This window comes from Pseudomonas sp. TH41 (genome assembly GCF_016650695.1).
Lineage (GTDB): Bacteria > Pseudomonadota > Gammaproteobacteria > Pseudomonadales > Pseudomonadaceae > Aquipseudomonas.
Genome location: NZ_JAEKFH010000005.1, coordinates 1,126,780 through 1,148,092, shown reverse-complemented (window position 1 = coordinate 1,148,092; position 21,313 = coordinate 1,126,780). Strand labels below are relative to the sequence as shown.

The following is a 21,313-nucleotide window of genomic DNA, read 5'->3' as shown; positions in this document are numbered from 1 at the left end:
GCTTACAACTGCGCCTCGACCTGAGCGCAGCGCGGGCACAGGCAGGACTTGTCGCGCAACTCGGTAGGCAGTGCTTCGAGTACCGCCGGGTCGATGCTGACGCCATAGCACCAGCAGGCCCGATCGGCGGTGCGAGGATCGGCCAGGGTGCAGTCGTTGGAGGCGCCGCAGGCTGGGCATTGTTCAGGCCGGTTCATAAAGGATTAGTCATAGCAGGAGTGAGACATTTCTACGCAGGTGCGGTTACGGCCGGATTGCTTGGCCCGATACATTGCATGATCGGCCCGGGAGAGCAGGGTATGCAAGGTTTCATCGGGCTGCAAGGTGGTCAGCCCGATGCTGACGGTCAGCTGAAGCGCGTTGCCGTTGTAGGCATATCGCTGTTGCTCGACATGTTGGCGAATTTTCTCGGCGATCATCAGACCGGTCTCACCGTTCGTGTCTTTGAGCAGCACGATGAATTCCTCACCGCCCCAGCGGCAGACGATGTCGGAGTGCCGCAGGCAACTCTCCAGATCCCGTGCAAAGCCGATCAGCACCTGATCGCCGGCAAGATGACCGTAGGTGTCGTTCAACGCCTTGAAGTGGTCCAGATCCAGCAGCAACGCGGTCAGCGGTTTGGGTTCTCGCCGGGCTTCGTGCATGGCTTGTGCGGCCAACAGGTCGAAGCCGCGACGGTTCGGCAGCTCGGTCAGGCTGTCGAGGGTTGCCTGAGCCTGGATCTTGGCCTGATAAGTTTTGATCACGCGGTTGAGCAGGGCCAGCACGATCAGCGTCACGAACAGGCAGATCAGCAGGTTGAGGTACAACGACTGGCGGATCTCATTGAGGGCGCCTTCTTCGCGTTTGTCGACAAACAGGAACCAGTTCAGCTCCGGGATGAACCGGACATTGAGGAAATGGCCCTGTCCTTGAGCAGAATATTCGTAACTGCCGCTGTGGGGCTTGGGCAACTGGCTGACCAGGTTCTTCATGCTGTCCAGATCGCTGAGTTTCTGGCCGACATGCGCCCCTTGCGGGCCGCCCTCGGCCCCGGTCAGCACCAGGTGCCCGAAGTTATCGACGAAGTACACGCTGCGCTGGTAGCGCTGCTGGTATTTGTCGATCAGCTTGATCACCGCATCGACCGTCAGACCGACGCCCGCCGCGCCGATGAAGCGATTGTCGTAGTCGTAGACCTTGTAGTTGATGAAGAACGTCAGGTTGTCCTTGTTGGCAAGGTCGGGGTCGACGTTGATCTCGTAGGGTGCGGCCATGTCTCGTACGCGGAAATACCACGCATCACGGGGTTCAGTGGCTTTGACCTGTTTGAGCACGCCCTTGGCGTGGTAGTAGGTGAGGCTGGTGTTGGAGACGAAAAATGCGGTGTAGGCGCCATAGTGGGTCATGACCTCGTTGAGGTAACGGGTCATTTTTTCAGGGTCGTTTTCGCCGTTGACCACCCAGTCGCGCATGAAGGTGTCGCGGGACATCATCGAGGAAATCAGGATCGGTCTGACAAGGTCTTTCTGGATTTCCGAGTAGACCGTGTCCGACGTCAGCGGCAGTTCGGTGTTGACGATGTTGTCGCGGATCGACGCTCGCGAAGCGTAGTAACTGAGGAACGACGTAGCGAGGAAGCCTGCCCCCAGCAGTGCTATCAGCGTGAGGACCAACGAACGTTGCGAATACAGCGGCGAGCGAGGCGGCATGACAATTCCGTTGGCAGTGACCCGATGGCAGGCATTCTAATGGCACGGCGGGGGAATAGCTGCTCTATGTGCGGCGCGAATGATCGTTGTGGGAGCGAGCCTGCTCGCGAAAGCGATCTGTCAGTCATATCAATGCTGGATGAGCTGCCGCCTTCGCGAGCAGGCTCGCTCCCACAGGTTCTGATCTCAGTTCCCTGTAGGAGCTGCCGCAGGCTGCGATCTTTTGATCTTGCTCTTAAAAAACAAGATCAAAAGATCGCAGCCTGCGGCAGCTCCTACAGGGGGATGCGGTCAGCCAAGGGTTTTCAGATAAGCACGCCATCCGCCAAGGTGACTAATATCCACAGCCCCCTCCAACCCATACGCCTCACAGATAAACCCGCTCTCCCAACGCCCATCCGCCAGTTGCACTTTACCCAACCCCAGCGGCGCCGGAATCCCGGTCAAAAACGAGCCCAATTCACTGCTCGGCAATTCCCAAACCTCCACCGCAATCGCCACGCCGCCGTCCTTCACCCGGACCATCCCCGGACGAAACGGCGGACCACCGGCCAACGCATACAGTTGATAGTCCGGTGAACTGAACGTCGTCTCGACCCACCGTGCACCGCGCCGTTTCAGCTGCCAGTTCAATGCCAGCCCATCCAGATGCGCACCGCACACCACCAACCGCGCGCGATCATTGCGTGCGGCAGTCGTTGGTGCCGATAACCCCGAGCCTTGCTGACGCTGAAAAGCATCCGCCACGCTCAGCAAATACTGATCGGTGAACGCCCGGCCAAACAGCGTCACGCCCCACGGCAAACCATTACCCATAAAACCGCTCGGCACCGCGACGGCCGCGTAATCGAGCAGGTTCATGAAGTTGGTGTAGTAGCCGAGTTCCGAATTGCGCAGCACCGGCTCGGCCTCCAATTCCGCCAACGTGACGGGGCGGCCGAGGGTGGGGGTGACGACGCAATCAAGATTTTCCAGCGCGTGATCGCACAGGGCTTTCAGGGCTTGCAGCCGGTACTGGGCACGGAAGGTTTGCACGCCATTGACCGCCGGCGCCTTGGCCAGCACTGCACGAATCACCGGCAGCACGGCTTCTGGATGTCGCTCCATCAACTCGCCCGCCACGCTGTAGCGCTCGGCCACCCACGGGCCTTCATAAAGCAAGCGTGCCGCTTCCAGAAACGGCGTCAAATCCAGTTCCACCGCCTCGCCGCCCAGCGCCTTGAGTTGGTCGACGGCATCCTCGAACAACAGCGGGCCTTCAGCGCAGCCGAAGAATTGCAGATCCTGCGCACGCGGCACGCCGAAACGGAAGGGGCGCGGTGTGCCGAACGCCGAGCCGTCGTTCCATAGCGGATTGCTGCGGCTGTACACGTCGCGTGGATCGAGGTGTGCGGTGAGCGCCAGCAGCTGACTCGCTTCCCGTGCCGTCGCGGTAAACGTCGTGACGCAATCGAGGGTGCGGCAGGCCGGCACCACACCCGCCGTCGAGATCAACCCTTTGCTGGCTTTCAACCCGACCAGATTATTCAATGCAGCGGGTACTCTCCCGGACCCCGCCGTGTCCGTCCCCAACGAAAAACTCGCCACGCCCAGCGCAACCGCCAGCGAAGAGCCGGCGCTCGAACCGCCCGACGGATACTCCGGCAACACGCTGTTTGGGCACGCGCCAAACGGCGAGCGACTGCCGTTCAACCCGGTAGCAAACTGGTCGAGATTGGTCTTGCCCAGTGGGATTGCCCCCAACGCCAGCAACTGCTCGACGATGGTCGCCGACTGCTCTGGCACATAGGCAAACACCGGGCACGCCGCCGTGGTGGGAATGCCCTCCAGGTCGATGTTGTCCTTGATCGCAAACGGCACGCCGTACAGCGGCAAACTGTCGATGTCTCGATCATCCAGCGCGGCGAGATAGGGTTCCAGTTCTTCAACACTCAGCAAGTGGATGAACAGGTGATAGTCCGGGTTCAGCGCCGCCGCCTTATCGCGCAGGTTCAGCAGCAGTTGCCGGGGCGTGAGGCTGCCGTCGCGGTAGGCGCTGCGCAGGACGTCGAGTTGTAGATTGATGTTCATGGCGTTAATCCTTTTCAAAATGGGCTCAGTCGAGTTCCAGCACCACGACGCGCTGTCCGGCACGCACCGCCGAACCGGGTTGCACGCGAATCTCGCGCACCACCCCGGCCATGGGCGCGAGCAGCGGGATTTCCATCTTCATCGACTCCAGAATCACCAGCACATCGCCGGCCTGAACCCGGCTGCCGGTTTCAACCTGAACCTGCCAGAGGTTGCCGGCGATGTGGCTGTCGATGCTCTGTTGACCGCTGGCCAGAGGTGCGTCTTCGGTCACTGGCGGGGCCAGTTCTTCGCTGTCGAAATGCGCCTGACCGCTGGCGATCCAACGCTCGCGTTCAGCGTCGAACGCGTGTTTTTGCTGATTGCGAAACGCGGCAATGCTCTCGGACTCGTTGCTCAAGAACGCCTGGTAATCCGCGAGGTTCAACTGGCTGTGTTGAATGTTCAGATCGAAACGCCCGAGCGGGAAATCCCGCCGAATGCGCAGCAATTCATCGGCGCTCACCGGGTAGAAACGAATCTGGTCGAAGAAGCGCAGCAGCCACGGCTTGCCATCGAATGCAGCGACCTCGCGGTAGCGGTTCCACATCTGCAAGGTACGGCCGACGAACTGGTAACCGCCGGGGCCTTCCATGCCGTACACGCACATATAGGCGCCACCGATGCCCACTGAGTTTTCCGCGGTCCAGGTGCGGGCCGGGTTGTACTTGGTGGTCACCAGGCGATGGCGCGGATCGAGCGGGGTGGCGACCGGTGCGCCGAGGTACACGTCGCCCAGCCCCATCACCAGATAGCTGGCATCGAACACCGTGCGCTGCACTTCGTCGAGGTTCGGCAGGTCGTTGATGCGACGGATGAACTCCAGATTGCTCGGGCACCATGGCGCGTCCTTGCGCACGGTGGTCATGTACTTTTCGATTGCCAACTGGCAGGCCGGGTCGTCCCAGGACAGCGGCAGGTGAACGATGCGCGACGGCACTTGCAGGTCCTTGGCGGCGCACACGGCGTCCCATTCGCCGGCGACGATGCCGAGCAGATCCGCCAGTGGCAGTTGCTCGGGTTGGTAGTGCACTTGCAGCGAGCGGATGCCTGGCGTCAGGTCGATCACACCGTGCAGGTGTTGGCTTTCCAGCGCCTGCATCAGGGCGTGGGCGCGGAAGCGCAGGACCAGGTCGAGCTCTGGTGCGCCGATTTCCAGCAGCAAATGCGTATCGCCTGACAAACGTGCAACCAGCCGCGTATCCCCCTGACCAATATCCAACACCACCGGCGACACAACCCCCTGTAGGAGCGACGGTGCGACGATTCGACTTGCTCGCGATTGCGGTGTGTCGGTTGCATCAATGTTGGATGTGCCACTATCGCGAGCAAGCTCGCTCCTACAGTGATCCCATTTCAGGGCGAGGTTGCGGGCGGTCTTGAGATCGACCGGGACGAACTGCACTTTATCCCCAGCCTTGAGCTGCCCAAGCTGCCAAAGGTCCGCCTCGATCACCGTCACCGGGCAAACGAACCCACCCAGACTCGGGCCATCCGGCCCCAGAATCACAGGCATGTCACCGGTGAAATCCACCGCCCCAATCGCATACGGATTGTCATGAATGTTCGACGGATGCAGTCCCGCTTCCCCCCCATCGGCACGCACCCATTCCGGCTTCGGCCCGATCAATCGAACACCGGTGCGGCTGGAGTTGAAATGCACTTCCCACTGAGTGGCGAAGAAGGTGCCGATGTAGTGTTCAGTGAAGTATTCCGGCGCGCCATGTGGACCGTAGATCACCCGGATTTGCCGCACGGCAGGTAACTCGGTGACCTGTGTTTCGGGCAGTTGATCGCCATGGCGGCGGTCGCTCAAAACAGGCACATGCAACACGTCGCCAGTGCGCAGCGCACGACCACCATGCCCCCCAAACTGTCCGAGGGTGAAGGTGCTTTTGCTGCCCAGATAATCCGGCACTTGCAGGCCTCCGCGCACGCACAGATAGCTGCGAGCGCCGGCACCCGCAATCGTGCCGAGGCTTAACGTGGCACCGGCCGGTATGAGCAGCGCCGTGTTCATCGCCACGGTTTCACCGTTCAACACCGGCGCAATCGCCGTCCCGGTGACCGCCACCACAGCCTCACAATTGAAGCGCAGCAACGGCCCGCTCATGGTGATTTCCAGTGCCGCGGCGCCTTCGTCGTTACCCAGCAAGCGATTGCCCAACCGCAAGGCGCGACTGTCCATCGGACCCGAGGGCGGCACGCCCACCGCCCAGTAACCGAGGCGACCGGGATAGTCCTGAACGCTGGTCTGAGTCCCCGCGCTGAGCACTTCAAAGGTGTTGGCCTGATACACCAGATTGTCCAGGCAACGGGTCCACGGCTGACCGTTGGCAAACGGCGCATCAAGCAAAATCTGCCGCAGGTAATCGCGATTGGTTTCAACCCCGTAGAGCAGGCTGTCGCCCAGCGCCTGATGCAGATCGGCGCGTGCTGTTTCGCGAGTTGGCGCCCAACTGATGACCTTGGCGATCATCGGATCGAAGTACGGCGGAATTTCGCAACCGGCCTCGACCCACGTGTCGATGCGCAGCCGTTTGCCATCGGCGGCAGGGAAGTTCACGGCCGTCAGCAAACCAGGGCTCGGTTGAAAGTCGCGACCCGGATCTTCGGCATACAGCCGCGCCTGAATCGCATGGCCGTCGGCTTTCAAACCCTGGCTCAATTCACTCAGCGGCGGCAAATCACCGGCCGCCAGTTCCACCATCCAGCGGACCAGGTCGACGCCCCACACTTGCTCGGTGACACCGTGCTCCACCTGCAAGCGGGTGTTCACTTCCAGAAAATAAAAGCGCTGATCTTCACTGTCGAAGACGAATTCCACGGTGCCGGCACTGCGATAGTTCACCGCCTTGGCCAGTTTGATCGCCGCCGCACACAGCTCATCGGCCATGCCTTGTGGCAGGTTCGGCGCCGGGGTCTCTTCCAGGACTTTCTGGTTGCGGCGCTGCACCGAGCAGTCGCGCACACCGAGGGCAATCACGTCGCCGCGACCATCGCCGAACACCTGAACTTCCAGATGTCGCGCGCGTTGGATGTACTTCTCGATGAACACCCCGGCGTCGCTGAAGTTGTTCTGGCCGAGGCGTTTGACCGCTTCAAAGGATTCGCTCAGCTCGGCCGCACTACGGCAGACGCGCATGCCGATGCCCCCACCGCCAGCGGTGCTTTTGAGCATCACCGGGTAGCCGACCTGTAAGCCTGCGATCAATGCCGCGTCGAGGCTGTCGAGCAGTTCGGTGCCTTCGAGCATCGGCACGCCGTGTTGCTTGGCCAATGCGCGAGCGGTGTGCTTGAGGCCGAAGACGCGCAGTTGCTCTGGCGTCGGGCCGATGAAGGCGATGTCGGCCGCTTCGCAGGCTTCGGCGAACGCGGCGTTTTCCGAGAGGAACCCGTAGCCGGGATGGATCGCCGTGGCGCCTGTGGATCGGGCGATGGCGAGCATTTTGTCGACCGCCAGGTAGGTGCCGGCGGCTGCGCCTTCACCGAGGCTGTGGGCTTCGTCAGCTTGCAGGAGGTGCAGGCTCGCGGCATCGGCTTCGGAGTAAACGGCAACGCCTTTGACCTGCAGTTCACGCAGGGTGCGCAGGATGCGACAGGCAATGGCGCCACGGTTGGCAATCAGGACTTTTTCGAACATGGCAAAACCCCCGGAGGCGATAACGCATCAGCCTCGACCTGGGATGCGGGCCGTCCCGCAATTTTTCGATAAGCACCAGGGCCGTCCCGGGTGACTGCAATGGACACCGCACCTCTGTAGGAGCTGCCGCAGGCTGCGATCTTTTGATCTTGATCTTCTTAGCTCCCTGAAAGATCAAGATCAAAAGATCGCAGCCTGCGGCAGCTCCTACAGGGGAAGGTTATTTAATGCACTGGCCTGAACGGGACTGGCACAGGGCGAACAACCATTTACGCAAACGGGCGAGTTTCAGTTCCATACCAGCAACTCCGCAGGCGTCGGGTTGTAGGCGTTGCACGGGTTGTTCAGTTGCGGGCAGTTGGAGATCAGCACGATCACGTCCATTTCGGCCCGCAGGTCGACGTATTTGCCCGGCGCCGAAATCCCGTCCTCAAAGGTCAGCCCGCCATCAGCCGTGACCGGCACGTTCATGAAGAAGTTGATGTTCGGCCCGATGTCGCCCTTGCCCAGTCGTCCGTCATGGACGCAGGCGCGCAGGTAATTGTCGCGGCAGCTGTGCATGTAGCGTTTCTTCAACGCGTAGCGCACGGTGTTGCTCTCTTGCGCGCAGGCACCGCCGAGGGTGTCGTGGCGCCCGCAGGTGTCGGCGACGAGGGTCAGCATCGGTTTGCCAAGGTTGGAATAGAGCACGCTGCCGGTGCTCAGGTAGACGCTGTTCTGCCGACGCAATGTGCGTTGCACGTCGTAGCGTTCCTTCGGATTGGCGACGCTGTAGAACAACGTATCGACGGCTTGGTTGCCTTCCAGGTCGAGGATGCGCAGGGTCTGGCCCGCCTTGACTTCCATCAGCCAGGGTTCGCCGGCCGGGATGGTCGCGCGGTAGATCGCGGCGTCGGGTTGCCTGTTTGTGTGAGCGGCAGCGGTAGCAATTGCAAGTGACATGGCAGCGATCCTCAGGCGAACAGGCGGTCGGTGTTGATAAAGCCGCGCTCGTTTTCCGGGCGCGAGGTGCGGCAGTGTTCGGCGACGCTGGCGTCAGCGTTCATCCAGCTGAGCTTCAGCGGTTTCGGTGAGTATTGCGGCGACGGGTCCATCGGGTGTTGCAGCGCGGTCAGCACCACCAGCGTGTCCATCGGCGCGTACAACTCGATGTAGTCGCCAGCCTTGGAATGGCCTTCGACGAAGTGGAAACGCCCCGCCTCATCGACGTTCACGCGGCTGAACAAATTCAGGGTCATCAGCAGGTCGGACAGGCCCAACCCCCATTTGCCCAATTCCACCAACAGGTTGTCGGTGCCGTTGCGGAAGAAGCCGTTGCGTAGTTCCTGATAGCGGCCGGCACCGTATTTTTCCGCGACCTCCTCAGCACAGAGCACACCGCCGAGGCTGTCGCTCCAGCCGCAGGTGTCGGCGGTAATGGCGACCAACACGCGGCCCATGTCCGAGTACAAGCAATGCCCGCTGGTGAGTTTGGCGGTGTGTTGGCATTTGAGGCTGTCGGGCAGGTTCAGGCGTTCGGTTTTTTCATTGGCGTTGAGCAGCGTCAGACTGACGTTGGCGCCACCGCGCAGGTCGGTCAGGCGCAGCAGTTGGCCGCGCTTCAACACGAAGGAGCGATGGCCGCCGCCAGGGAGCATTTCTTCGGCAAACGGTGGGAACAGTTGAGTCGAATCAGTCATTGCAAAATTCCTCTAAGCGATACGAAGCGTGCCTGCCAGCGGTGCCGGCAAGGCGTCGACGGCGGCACGCTGGACGCGGCGGTCGCTGTTCAAAGGGATGTCGTAAGTGATGCGCGCGCCATAGGCGCCGGGGGCATGCGGGTCGACGCGGACCTTGTCGAACACCAGCAGACGAGTGCCCAGGCTGAAACCTTCGGACAGGTCGTGGGTGACCATGAACACCGTCAGTTGCGTCTCGCGCCACAGCTCCAGCAGCAGCGTGTGCATGTCTTTGCGGATGCCCGGATCGAGGGCGCCAAACGGCTCGTCGAGCAGCAATACCCGAGGCTTCATGATCAACGCCTGGGCGATGGCCAGTCGTTGTTGCATGCCGCCGGAGAGTTGCGCCGGGTATTTGTCCAGCGAGTGGCCGAGGCCGACTTTGTGCAGCAGCACCGAGGCCTGTTCCCGGGCCTCGCGTTTGGCGCTGCCGAACAAGCGCCCGAGCAGCGGCGAGCGCGGCAGTTCGAGGCCGAGGGCGACGTTGTCCAGCACCGTCAGGTGCGGGAACACCGAGTAGCGCTGGAACACCACACCACGACTCGCGTCCGGTTCGCCGGCCAGCGCTTGGCCGTCCAGCCGGATCTCGCCGCGACTGGCGCGTTCCTGGCCGAGCAGCAGCCGCAGGAAGGTCGACTTGCCGCAACCCGAAGCGCCGACGAGTGTGCAGAACTCACCCTCGTTGACGTTCAGGTTCAGGCCTTCGAGCACCACCTGATCGCCGTATTGCTGCCAGACGTTTTTCACCGTGATGAAGCTCATGCGCGGGCTCCTTCATACCAAGGGAACGCGCGTTGGGTCAGGCGTTTCAGGCCCCAATCCATCAGCCAGGCGAGCAGGGTGATCCACACCACGTAGGGCAGAATCACGTCCATCGCCAGGTAGCGGCGCACCAGGAAGATCCGATAGCCGAGGCCGTCAGTGGAGGCGATGGCTTCGGCAGCGATCAGGAACAGCCACGCCGAACCGAGCATCAGCCGCAGCGAGATCAACAGACGTGGCAGCAATTGTGGCAGCACCACGCGCAGCATCAGCGTCCAGGTCGAGGCACCGAGGGTTTGGGCCTTGATCAGCAGTTCAACGGGTATTTCCCGGGCGCGCTGTTCCAGATCCCGCGCCAGGCACGGGGTAATGCCGATCACGATCAGCATCACTTTCGACAACTCCCCGAGCCCGAACACGATGAACAGGATCGGCAGAATCGCCAGTGGTGGCACCATCGACAGCACGGTCAGCAATGGCGACAACGGTGCGCCAAACAGCGGCAGCGTGCCGGCGGCGATGCCCAGGCACAGCCCGGCCAGCGCGCTGATACCGAGGCCGATCGCCAGCCGCCTTAGACTCGAGGCGGTGTCTTGCCACAGCACATATTCACCGGTGCGGGTGTCGGCCACGAAGGCCAGGCGCTTCACCGCGTCGGTCATCTGCACGGCGCTCGGCAGCAGTTTGTCGTTGGGGTTGTCCGTCAGCCGCTCGGCCGAGCCCATGAAGTAGGCGAACAGCACCAGGGCGAACGGCAGGATCACCAACAGCAGGCGACTCGGGCGATCCGGGTGGCGATTGATCAGGCGCATGGCCAAGTCCTCTTTTTATAGCTTGGCGTCGGCGGCCATCTGCACGTAGCTCGGGTCGAAGCGCAGCTTGAGGTTGGCCTTGTCGCCGCTGATCACGCCATTGGCGAAGGCCATGCCGACCGCGCTGGTGTCCTTGGCGCCTTCACCTAGCAAGCCATGCTGGAACGAGAACTCGGCCACCTTGCGCATGGTGGCCGGCAGTTGCTTGCTGGTGGAGAACGCCAACGCTTCTTGAGGGGTGGCGAACAATTTGGTGGTGTCGAGTTGCGACTGGAAACCCGCCAGGTCAGTGCCAGAGGCTTTGGCCATGTGTTCCAGTGCCGCTTTGCTGGCGGCGTTTTTCGCGTTCATCAGCTCAACCACTTCAAACCAGGCGCCGGTCAGCGCTTTGCCCAGGGCCGGGTTGTCTTTGAGGGTGGCGCTGTTGACCACCATCATGTCCATGATTTCGCCGGGGATCTGGCTGGAGTTGAAGACTTCGCTCACGCCGGGTTTGGCCTTGATGTCCGAGAGCATCGGGTTCCAGGTGGTGACGGCGTTGACCTGGTCGGTGTTGAAGGCCGCCGAGATGTCGGCGTCGGAGGTGTTGACCACTTTCAGGTCTTTCTCGGTAAGGTCTACCGAATCCAGCGCGCGGGCCAGCAGGTAATGGGACACCGACAGCTCGACCAGATTGACGTCCATGCCCTTGAGGTCGGTGACTTTCTTGCCGTCGCCCTTGAGCACGATGCCGTCGTTGCCATTGGAAAAGTCGCTGACGATCAGCGCGGTGCTGTCGACGCCACCGGCCGCCGGGATGGTCAGCGCGTCCATGTTGGTCATGGTGCAACCGTCGAACTGGCCGGCGGTGTACTGGTTGATGGATTCGACGTAGTCATTGAGCTGCACCACATCGATTGTGATGCCGTATTTTTTTGCCCATTTGTCGACGATGCCTTGGCTACCGGCGTATTCCCAAGGCATCCAGCCAGCGTAGATAGTCCAGCAAACGCTGAAATGGTCTTTCTGCGCGGCCTGGGACGAGAGGCTTACGAAAGCTGCGAACGCAGCGGCGAGGAGGGCGGGTAAACGAAGCTGGGACATGGTGGTTCTCCAGTTGATCAGGGGCGGGCAGGAGTCAACGCGGCACCGCGAACGGTGGCTTGTCTCCCGGGCTTTTGTCCCGCCGTGTAACCTCAACTGGAGGTCGCCAACTCTCGGACCAGCCACTCGCCTAAGCGAGCCGGAACCCTAGTCAGCCATTGCAAAATGTGGTGCCGCGAACCTGTGGTGACTCCTGCACGTCTTTGCTAAAGCGAGAGCCGTGCCAAGTCGACTTGAGGGCTCTAGCGTGGGGATTGCGCCGTTGGCGCGGAGGGACGGGAAGGGGGTGTTGCCTTTTGATGGTGCGCGAGTGCACCCCAATGGATCGTGTTGTCCGCTGATCTGAAGGTGTTTGTTGCATCGCACTTGGCACAGGTTTGTAAGTCAAAAGAGGTATCAGCCGGCCTGTGCCGGCTGCTGTCGCTGGTCTTCCCGGAGGCCGCCATGTTGCGTCGAATACTGCTCAGTGCGTTTTTCGGTTTAGGTCTTTCAGCGTGCTACTACTACGTAGGCCCTGCCGATGTGTACACCGCACCTTATTACTACCCCGGCTATTACTCGCCTTACTACTACGGCAGCTATTACTGGCCTTACTACCACGGCGGGTATTACGGCCCCCGTTATTACGGTGGTCGCTACTATTACTACGGCGGGCACGGTCCGCGTTATTACGGCGGCGGCTATCACGGTGGGCACCACTAATCAGCGTGTGAATAGATGAAAAACCTTTCATCGGCGACTTGTTTCAATGTGTTTCAAGAACGCACCAGATTCTGAAAACGATGTCTGATCTTTCGACAGTCACCGAATAATTGACTGTCGCCTGCCAGCGTCGCTGGTGTGGCTCACTCGCGGTCCAGGAGGCCGCCATGCTCTGTCGAAAGAAGCTCCGTCGAATTCTTCTGATTGCCGTATTGGGATTGTCTCTTGGTGCATGCGTGCCCTATTCCGATGAAGGAGCCAGCTACTACAGTTCCGAGGTCTACACCTCGCCAGCGCCTGCCTATTACTCGGGTGGTTACTATTCAGGCGGCGGGGGTTATTACTCGCCACCGCCACGGTATTACTCTCCGCCGGCGCGGTATTACCAGCCAACGCCGCGGTATTACTCGCAGCCGCGGATCTACCAATCGGCACCGCGCTATTATCAGTCGGCACCCCGGGCTGATTACCGGGCCTATCAGAATCACGGATGGGAGGGGCGTAACCGCGGCAATTGGAACAATGACGACCACCGGGGTGGCGGACGCAACAGTAACCACGACGGACGAGGCGACCACAACGGTCACGGCGATCACGAAGGCCGAGGCGGCCGCCGGTAACCCTTCACAAAAATCCTCTATAAAAGCGGCGCATCAAGCGCCGTTTTTTTTGCGCGCCAAGCATGGCGGATAGCGCCGTGACTGACGCTGTTCGGTCCACCGTAGCGGTAAGCCGGACCACCTGAAGGTGAAGCACTCTAAGAAACCGTACGCACGGTGGCGGGAGAGAACAAGCGTCGCTCATACTCGTTCCGAAAACTCACTCCTCTTGCTCCATCTCCTCGGGTTTTCTCGGAAGCCTCCTACAGTTTTATTTTTGCGTGTTTGTTAGCGTTTATGCATTCATATTGATGTTGTAAAAACTTCAATTTAACGGGGGTGTCCAAGGAAGAAAGTCGGTCCAATCATGAATTTACTTATTATTCATCAAAATTTTCCCGGTCAATTTCTGCATGTTGCGTTGGCCGCGCTGAGTCGACCAGGCATCGTGGTTACTGCAATAGGTCGAGATACTGCTTCAGGTGTTTATGGTATAAGGCTATTTCGATATCACTCTATAAGAAAAACATCAAGTTATGGTCATCCGTATTTACATAAATATGAAGAAGCGATATTGGATGGGCAGCAAGTCCTAGGCGTGTTGATAAGGCTTAAGCAGAAAGGTTATCGCCCTGATGTGATACTTGGTCATCCCGGATGGGGTGAAACGCTGTTCGTTAAGGATGTGTATCCTGAAATTCCGCTGATTCATTTCTGTGAGTATTATTATCATTCAAAGGGGGCGGATATGGATTTCGATCCGGAGTTCCCGTGTGCCGTAGATGCTTCTTCAAGACTTCGCCTCCTGAATTCGATGCATCTCTTGAACCTTGAACAGTGTGATATTGGAATTTCGCCAACACATTGGCAGCGCAGTCTTTTTCCGACGACCTATCAATCAAAAATTCAAGTGGTTCATGAGGGTGTCCGTTTGCAGTCACCTGGGCCTGTGGCGGTTGCCTCAGTCAAGCTACCCAGTGGGCACGTGATAAAAGCTGGCCAGTCAGTCGTGACGTACGTTGCCAGAAATCTCGAACCATATCGCGGATTTCATAGTTTTATGAGATCCATTCCTTATATTCAGGCCGAATGCCCCGACGCCAAAATCGTAATAGTGGGAGGCGATGGCGTGAGCTATGGGCGTATGCCACTAGGTTATGAAAGCTGGCGCAGCAAATTGCTGGCGGAATTAAATGTGGATCTTTCGAGGGTGCATTTCACAGGCAAACTTCCGTATGCAACGTATAGAGCTATCTTGCAGGTTTCAAAAGTGCATGTTTATTTGACTTATCCATTCGTTTTATCTTGGTCTCTGTTAGAGGCCATGGCATCTGGATGTGTCGTGATAGGTTCTGATACCGCTCCGGTTCAGGAAGTGATCGTTGATGGTGAAAATGGATTGTTGGTGGATTTTTTTGACAGTGAGGCGATCGCTGGAAAAGTTTGCAGTGTATTAGAAACTCCCGAGGGTTTTGATTTGATTAAAAGGTCGGCGGAATCGACGGCGAGCAGGTTTGATGTAAAGCATGGTTTAAAAGGCTATTTTGACATTTTTGATCGCGTGGCTGCTGGTCGTGATTATAAATAGCATGTTTTGTCATTTGAAAATGGAGGTTTTAAATGTTTAAGGTGTCTCGCAGGGATGCATATCGGCGGTGTAAGGTGATACTGAAATATGGTTTTATTTTGGCTTTTTGTTGTTGGTTAGTGAATTGCCACTTTGACTGGAAGCGCGAGACAGAAGCAAGAGAACAGCGTCGTGAGATATCAAAAAAATGTAGTCAAAAACTTGCTGGTATGGAACACGTTCCCATCTTGGGGGGGAGCCTTCTTGATAGAACTCAGATACCAGGGTTCCATTTTGGTTCTTCAACGAGGGACGGGGGATGTATTGCAGATGTTCTCGAGGGTTCTTTTTGGTGGACGGGTACTGAGATCCGCACAGTCTATCAGGAGAGAGGGAAAGAACCGCCATCCAGTTGGGGACATTTCAATGTGGCTGCCAGGCTATACACCAGAAAGCCATCCACCGAGCCATACAATATGGGACGCCAGACTGTCGATTGGCCTGATGAGCTTATTGTTAAACTCAAAAATTACCCTGGCTTGGAACTCTGGCTTACGGCTCCCCCTCCTAGTTTTAAGAATGAATTTTCAATAAAAAACTTTGTGATACGTGATTGGCGTCGACGTGACGGTACACCGCGCGTGATAGCGTGTAACGGTTTGGGTTCTCCGTCTACCGCAGTTTTGGCGAGTGGATTGAATAAGGAAGTATTACTAACTTTTAATAAGTCACAGTTGGAAGATTTGGATTTTGGGCGTTTGAATGCCTATTGTACGGTCGAGTTGCATGATTTCGATTTTGCAGGTGGGGATGCCCGTGTAGGGACTGGAACTGGTTCGTTGTTTGGGGCTCCCATAGCGCTACGGTTGATTAGTGAATATCTTTCGCGTTCCATAATTACAGGGAAGTAATAATGAGTTATATTTTTAGTGTTGCAGAGAAGGAAAAGATTTTTGATGCTGTCGCAATATGCAAGGGAATGAAGTTTGATTCAGAGATTAAGTTGTATCAAGCAGTGGAGATAAAAGGTCTAAATTGTGCTCCTTTTTATCAAGTCTTATCGGATATTGTTGGTGAAAAAATCTCCGGGCGAAGTATTTTCAATGAAAGTTTAAGAGGGACCTTAAAGAGCGCCAAGCTTTGGCTTGATGTGGCGATTGATGCCAATGGAGGAGACGGAGCTTACTCTGCTTTGATTCGCGCCTATACGGTACGGCAAGGACAGTTGAGACTGAATGAAATATTTAGAGCTGACTTGATACAAAAAGCATCTAATGGGGTGGCAGTCAATTTTGTAAATGCTCTGATTTACGGATCGGTTAAAGATAATTTGGCACCTTGGACCGTTCCTTCAATTAGCCAAATCGCTTCCATCGATGCAAGAGCGGTTGGGGAAATATTGTTCGAAGACATGAGTGATGCAGAAGACACTGCCTCAAGTCGTAACTCAGGATGGTCGGGGACAATCGCGTTTAGTCTGTTGGGTGGGGAGTTTCCCTATGAAACGTGGAGACTGATCTCGGCAGGTGATCCTGGGTCGGAATTAAAAGGCAGTCATGAACAAGCAAAAGTTAATAGAGTCGATGATTTCAAGAATATCTTATTTGCAATAAACTCCTACAGCGTGGCTCTTGAGGCCGTGGGCAAAAATTCCGGATGGCACATATTGGAGACGGTGTTTTCAGTTGTGCCAGAACAGATAAATGTGGCACTTAGTAGTGGTAATGTTAATCCGCTAATTCAGTATGTGGTTAAAGGCACGCCTATTTCACCAGCGGTTAATCTGATCTTGAGGTACGGCGTGAATGCCTTCTTTGACATGTTTAAACGAACATACGACGATGACGCTACTTTTGCGGATACCACGGATGAAACGTTTTCTGCTAATGCCTATAGATTTTTCTCGTCGTTCTCACCGAGTCAATCCCAAAGCATCGTAGCCAAGCCAATTGGGGAATACGGCAGCGCTTCTGAGTGGGGAGTACTAGCAGCCGAAGATACATCTGTTGGGCAGGCGTTACGTAACTCTCTAAAACACCTGAGTGAAATAGTTATAGAACGAGACGACGGTTTTCCAGGACGTGGATTGGAACTCTATGACCCGAAAACCGGCGAAGGTGTCATCACAGAGCAATGGCTTTCTGATCGCGCAGATATGTTAGGCCGTTTGATAGCCAGGACCAACGGATCATTCGGTGAAAACACGACTCAGAAATTTTCCTACTCAGATCTTGCATTAGGTAAACAGGCGCCAATGAGTACAGGGGTTTCAAATCCTCTGGTCATGTTTGGTGATGATGGAGGCCGCTCTTTCAGCGGAGGAACAAATATCGATCATCTTTATGGCGGAGCGGGCGATGACGCGATCAAGGCCCTCGAAGGAAATGATTATATTGAAGGGGGGCATGGTAACGACTCGTTAATGGGTGGAGAGGGGAATGATTCTCTACATGGGATGTCAGGTGATGATGTATTAGATGGTGGGAAAGGTAACGATATTCTGATTGGAGGCGAAGGTAATGATCGATATGAATTCTCGAGTGGCGATGGAGTCGATCAAATTTTCGATTTTAACGTCGATGGCCAGATACTTATAAATGGTCTTCCGATACCGGTCCTTAAACGTAGCGGTCCTCTGAGCAATACCTGGGTTACTGAGGGTGGGACCATTGCTTTAACCCTCATCGAAGAACTCGCTGAGAAAACGCTTAATATTAAATACGGTCCGAATGACCTGGTTTTTATTAAACACTACACGCCAGGAATGTTGGGTATTCATCTCCCCGATTACGAAGGCCAAAACTTTTCAGGCCCCGATCTAATCGTTGCGGGCGATTGGAAAGCAAAAGATACCGACCCCCACGTTGCAGGAGATCAGTTCTCTTACGATGAATTGGGGAACGTTTTGGTTCGAAAGGTAAAGCATAGAAATAAGGCAGATGTACTTCACGGATCGCCGAGCGACGACGTAATCATTGGGCTTGGAGGTTCTGACCGGTTATTCGGTAAAGCTGGAAATGACCGTTTGTTTGGAGATCGGCAGTCAACTATCGAACGAGCGATGGCTGATGGAGCCGCTAAAGGGAAAGCAAGTCGTGGCGATTGGCTTGATGGGGGGCTGGGCGATGATCTACTTGTCGGCACCAACTCCCGAGACGTGCTACTGGGCGGTAACGGTCGAGACACGCTGGTTGGGGGCGCTGGCGACGACAATCTATCCGGTGATGATACGACCGGCGGGCTTGCGGAAAATTGGGATTTCAAAAGGATTGACGTCCCTCTCGGCGATGGAGTCGTCAGTATGCGTAACGTCTACGCCAATGCCTCCCTCAGCAATTCTGTCGAGGGTGGCAATGACATTCTTTACGGCCAAGGTGGTCGGGACTTTATGACTGGCGGCTGGGGAGACGATTTACTCGATGGCGGAACTGAAAGCGATGTCCTGAGCGGCGATGGGGGAAATGACACACTTTGGGGAGGCGAAGACGACGATAGATTGTTGGGAGATAACCTTGATTGGGTTGATGGTCTACAAAGCAGACACCACGGGAACGATTTGTTGGTTGGTGGGGGCGGCAACGATGAACTAGCCGGTAATGGCGGTAACGATGTGTTGTACGGTGGAATTGGTAACGATGATCTAAAAGGTGATGACTCTGTATTGCAGGGTGTTGAGGGTGACGCCGCAAATTATTTTGGTAATGACTTTCTCGATGGTGGTGCGGGCGACGACACCCTCCAAGGTGGCGGTGCTGATGATTCACTTTATGGCGGCGCAGGTAACGATGATCTATCTGGCGATTACGCCGATCACCCAGTTCGTTACCACGGTGACGATTTACTAGATGGCGGTATTGGTAATGACACACTTCGGGGCATGGGTGGCTCTGACACGCTGATAGGAGGGCAAGGGGCTGATGCCTTGGATGGAGATGAGCCCAACCTGCTAGCGGGAGGAACCAATGATGATTACGTTCGAGGTGATGCAGGAAACGATACGCTCTGGGGAGGCTTAGGCGCCGATACACTTTACGGAGGTGCTGATGATGACTTTTTAATGGGTGATTATGAACATACGTCCGAATCGGAACATGGCGCAGATTATCTTGATGGAGGTTCAGGTAACGACACTCTGCTGGGCGGCGGTGGAAACGACACATTATCTGGTGGTGCAGGTGTGGACTATCTTCGCGGTGGCTCCGGTAACAACGTTTTTGGAGGAGGCAGTGGCAACGACTATCTGGAAGGGCAAGACGGCGATGATACTTATCATTTCGGCGCCGGTGATGGTCTCGATGTTATCGCAGATACAGGCGGAAACAACATCGTAAAATTTGGATCTGGATTTACTGTGAATAGTTTGAAAGCTGACATCATAGTTGTTGATGTTGGCCCGGTATTACGATTATCGAATGGTTTGGATGACTCGATTCTGATTCGGGATTTTGAAAAATGGCAAGACTCATTATTTAGTTTCAGTGATGGGGTTTTGAGTTTTCAGGATGTTATGAAAATAGCTGACGGCCCGAAAGATATTGACGGTTCGTCTGTTGCAGAAGCCACGTTGGGAAATGGTGCAGTAGAAAATGGCGCTGGGTTTTCTGGAAATACAATTGTTGCGGAGCAGCCCGGAGGTAATGAAAAGCCTAGTGAGGTGGCGGGTACTGATAATTCTATGATGAATCCCCCCAGTCATGGAGCTAAAAACGATATTGTGTGGGGCGAAGAATTTTTAGCAAACCTGAAAGAGCGCCGCGCGGCACGTAGATTAGCAACGGGGTTCGTGTTGAATGATGGGGGTGTTTGGGCCAGGACCCATATTACTGATAATGAGTACAGCTACAGTGAAAAAACTAAATTTATTGTTGAGCGCTTTCAGGCGGGATCATTATCAGAAACTCCAGAGCAAGTGAATTCTGTTTCGGGTAGAGCTGTAATCAGCGAGAGATCCTCAAATTCAACGTCCCGCACTGAGTCCAGACCTGCAGTGGTAGGTGGACTTAAATATACGCCAAAGCAGGAACCGCATTATTATCCGTCAGGCTCAAGCTATAGTGGGTTTTCTTTAAATGCGGGTGATGTTGTTGTAGAAAAGAAAAATGCCTTGGGTGTCATTCAGGGTTGGTATGTTTATCCTGCTGGAAGCTTCGAAAGTAGTGAGGTCAGTTATAAAGAGTTTGGTTGGGATGTTACGACCAAAACTGTCAGTCATCAAATTGTTCAGGGCGACGATGCAGGTGGCAGGGTAAATCTCGAAGTGGGAAATATTTTTCATGGCGGAGCGGGCGATGACTTAATTGTCACTTATAAGGATTCTGAAATTTATTATGGTGAATATGAGGATAGGGTGCCCGGTGCGTTTCTTTCAGGTGGGGGAGGAAACGATACGCTGCTCGGATCCGAGGGTGCGGATTATTTAATCAGTGGCTCGGGGAATGATTGGCTTTACGGCGAGAACGGTCCAGACACTTATGTAATTGGCGCGCATGCTGGAGCGACTACTATTATTGTGGATATGTTGAGTCCTGTTTTTCTCCGTCCTGAAGTTGGGGTTGCCGGATGGAAAGATGAGTTCGGGGTACACGATACGGATACCGTTAGACTTCCGGATGGGATAACCCTTGAGCAATTGCAGTTAAGTTGGGGCGCTATCTTAGTTGAAGCGGTCAATATTGAGTTGGCACCAAGCCCACGACGCGAAACCCATCGAAATCCGCCTCGTGGGCAGATGCTGTACTCGACGCTTGATATTTCATGGGGTAAGAATCAGAAGCTTCGTATTGTATTGCCTAACTCCAGTGATCTCAGTGGCTCCGGTATTGAAATTATAAAATTCTCAGATGGCTCGAGCGTTAGCTTGGAGCACTTTATAGCTAGTAGTAAGTTAGGGCCAGCTCCTGATATTTATCATCATGGTGTCTTGATCGATAGTGCACCTATGGCTAACTCTTATCGGGACAATAAAATGCTGCCTCTCGTTGGAGGTCAAGGTAATGACACTTTGAGTGGCTCCGGTGAGATACGAGGTATGCAGGGAGATGACTTGATTTCCGGCGGTGCAGGTGATGATGTCCTTTGGGGAGGGCCTGGTGACGACACTTTAGCCGGCGGCGCCGGTAATGATATTTATAAATATGACGGCTTGGGTAGAGATTTGATTATTAATGCATCTGGCGGTACTGACGGAATCGACTTTACGGATTTTGGAGTATCCATCCATCAGTTAAAATTTCACCGCGATAATAATGATTTTGTAATGGTAGTGAATTATGGTTCATCTCCGAAGATACGAGTGGCTAATCATTTTTTAGGAGGCGATGCTGCGATAAATTTTATAAGGGTACAAGGAGTGGAAAGAGTCCCTCAAGACTATACTGCTGACCAACTGGTTGAGCTTCTACATCCTCTGCTCCCGTTAAGGGATATGGACGATATATTTTTACGTAATGACGAGGGTGTGTCAGAGGCAATGAAGGAAATAATTAAATTTTACGGGCTTCAGATTTAGCTATGACTTCGATGACAAACAGGCGATGACTGAGCAGTTCTTTCGAGCGCGCCGGGAGGCTCGCTCGGGGAGTATGTCGTGGCCGAGGTGGAGTTAAAAGCGTGTACATGCGTGACTTG

14 protein-coding genes and 1 riboswitch are annotated in these 21,313 nt (G+C 55.7%); of the genes, 5 read left to right on the top strand and 9 right to left on the bottom strand.

Going from position 1 to position 21,313, the window contains the following annotated elements; translation table 11 throughout:
- Window positions 1–2 precede the first annotated feature (2 nt).
- The 9 genes from JFU37_RS23620 to JFU37_RS23580 all read right to left on the bottom strand — a co-directional run bounded on the left by JFU37_RS23620 (window position 3) and on the right by JFU37_RS23580 (window position 11,818).
- Entirely contained in the window at window positions 3–197 is a 195-nt protein-coding gene (locus JFU37_RS23620) for a cysteine-rich CWC family protein (protein ID WP_201119432.1), read from the bottom strand.
- Window positions 198–203: 6 nt separating this feature from the next.
- Window positions 204–1,691 (bottom strand): sensor domain-containing diguanylate cyclase, encoded by a 1,488-nt coding sequence (locus tag JFU37_RS23615; protein WP_201119431.1) that lies wholly within the window; start codon window positions 1,689–1,691, stop codon window positions 204–206.
- 291 nt (window positions 1,692–1,982) lie between these two features.
- Window positions 1,983–3,761 (bottom strand): allophanate hydrolase, encoded by a 1,779-nt coding sequence (gene atzF / locus JFU37_RS23610; protein WP_201119430.1) that lies wholly within the window; start codon window positions 3,759–3,761, stop codon window positions 1,983–1,985.
- Window positions 3,762–3,786: 25 nt separating this feature from the next.
- Window positions 3,787–7,443, bottom strand: a complete 3,657-nt coding sequence (gene uca / locus JFU37_RS23605) for an urea carboxylase (protein ID WP_201119429.1) — start codon at window positions 7,441–7,443, stop codon at window positions 3,787–3,789.
- 288 nt (window positions 7,444–7,731) lie between these two features.
- Complete coding sequence (locus JFU37_RS23600) at window positions 7,732–8,385, bottom strand: urea amidolyase associated protein UAAP2 (RefSeq protein WP_201119428.1); 654 nt, start codon at window positions 8,383–8,385, stop codon at window positions 7,732–7,734.
- A gap of 11 nt (window positions 8,386–8,396) precedes the next feature.
- On the bottom strand, window positions 8,397–9,122 hold the full coding sequence (locus JFU37_RS23595; protein WP_201119427.1) for an urea amidolyase associated protein UAAP1: 726 nt from the start codon (window positions 9,120–9,122) through the stop codon (window positions 8,397–8,399).
- Window positions 9,123–9,134: 12 nt separating this feature from the next.
- Window positions 9,135–9,923, bottom strand: coding sequence for an ABC transporter ATP-binding protein (locus JFU37_RS23590; RefSeq protein WP_201119426.1), 789 nt, complete (start codon window positions 9,921–9,923; stop codon window positions 9,135–9,137).
- Window positions 9,920–10,735, bottom strand: a complete 816-nt coding sequence (locus JFU37_RS23585; RefSeq protein WP_201119425.1) for an ABC transporter permease — start codon at window positions 10,733–10,735, stop codon at window positions 9,920–9,922. Before JFU37_RS23585 ends, JFU37_RS23590 begins: the two co-directional genes overlap by 4 nt.
- Window positions 10,736–10,750: 15 nt before the next feature.
- The gene (locus tag JFU37_RS23580; RefSeq protein WP_201119424.1) at window positions 10,751–11,818 is read right to left on the bottom strand and encodes a putative urea ABC transporter substrate-binding protein; all 1,068 of its coding nucleotides are present in this window, start codon (window positions 11,816–11,818) and stop codon (window positions 10,751–10,753) included.
- Window positions 11,819–11,879: 61 nt separating this feature from the next.
- Window positions 11,880–11,980, bottom strand: a riboswitch (guanidine-I (ykkC/yxkD leader).
- A gap of 282 nt (window positions 11,981–12,262) precedes the next feature.
- Here JFU37_RS23580 and JFU37_RS23575 point away from each other — a divergent pair.
- The 5 genes from JFU37_RS23575 (at window position 12,263) to JFU37_RS31055 (ending at window position 21,194) form a co-directional block, all read left to right on the top strand.
- On the top strand, window positions 12,263–12,520 hold the full coding sequence (locus tag JFU37_RS23575) for a hypothetical protein (RefSeq protein WP_201119423.1): 258 nt from the start codon (window positions 12,263–12,265) through the stop codon (window positions 12,518–12,520).
- A gap of 167 nt (window positions 12,521–12,687) precedes the next feature.
- A complete protein-coding gene (locus JFU37_RS23570) occupies window positions 12,688–13,140 on the top strand; it encodes a hypothetical protein (RefSeq protein ID WP_201119422.1) in 453 nt (150 codons plus the stop codon).
- Between the two features lie 346 nt (window positions 13,141–13,486).
- On the top strand, window positions 13,487–14,707 hold the full coding sequence (locus tag JFU37_RS23565; RefSeq protein ID WP_201119421.1) for a glycosyltransferase family 4 protein: 1,221 nt from the start codon (window positions 13,487–13,489) through the stop codon (window positions 14,705–14,707).
- A 32-nt stretch (window positions 14,708–14,739) separates the two neighbouring features.
- Window positions 14,740–15,597: a hypothetical protein gene (locus JFU37_RS23560; protein WP_201119420.1), complete on the top strand. Its 858-nt coding sequence runs from the start codon at window positions 14,740–14,742 to the stop codon at window positions 15,595–15,597.
- A gap of 2 nt (window positions 15,598–15,599) precedes the next feature.
- Complete coding sequence (locus tag JFU37_RS31055) at window positions 15,600–21,194, top strand: calcium-binding protein (RefSeq protein WP_201119419.1); 5,595 nt, start codon at window positions 15,600–15,602, stop codon at window positions 21,192–21,194.
- The last annotated feature ends 119 nt before the right edge of the window (window positions 21,195–21,313 follow it).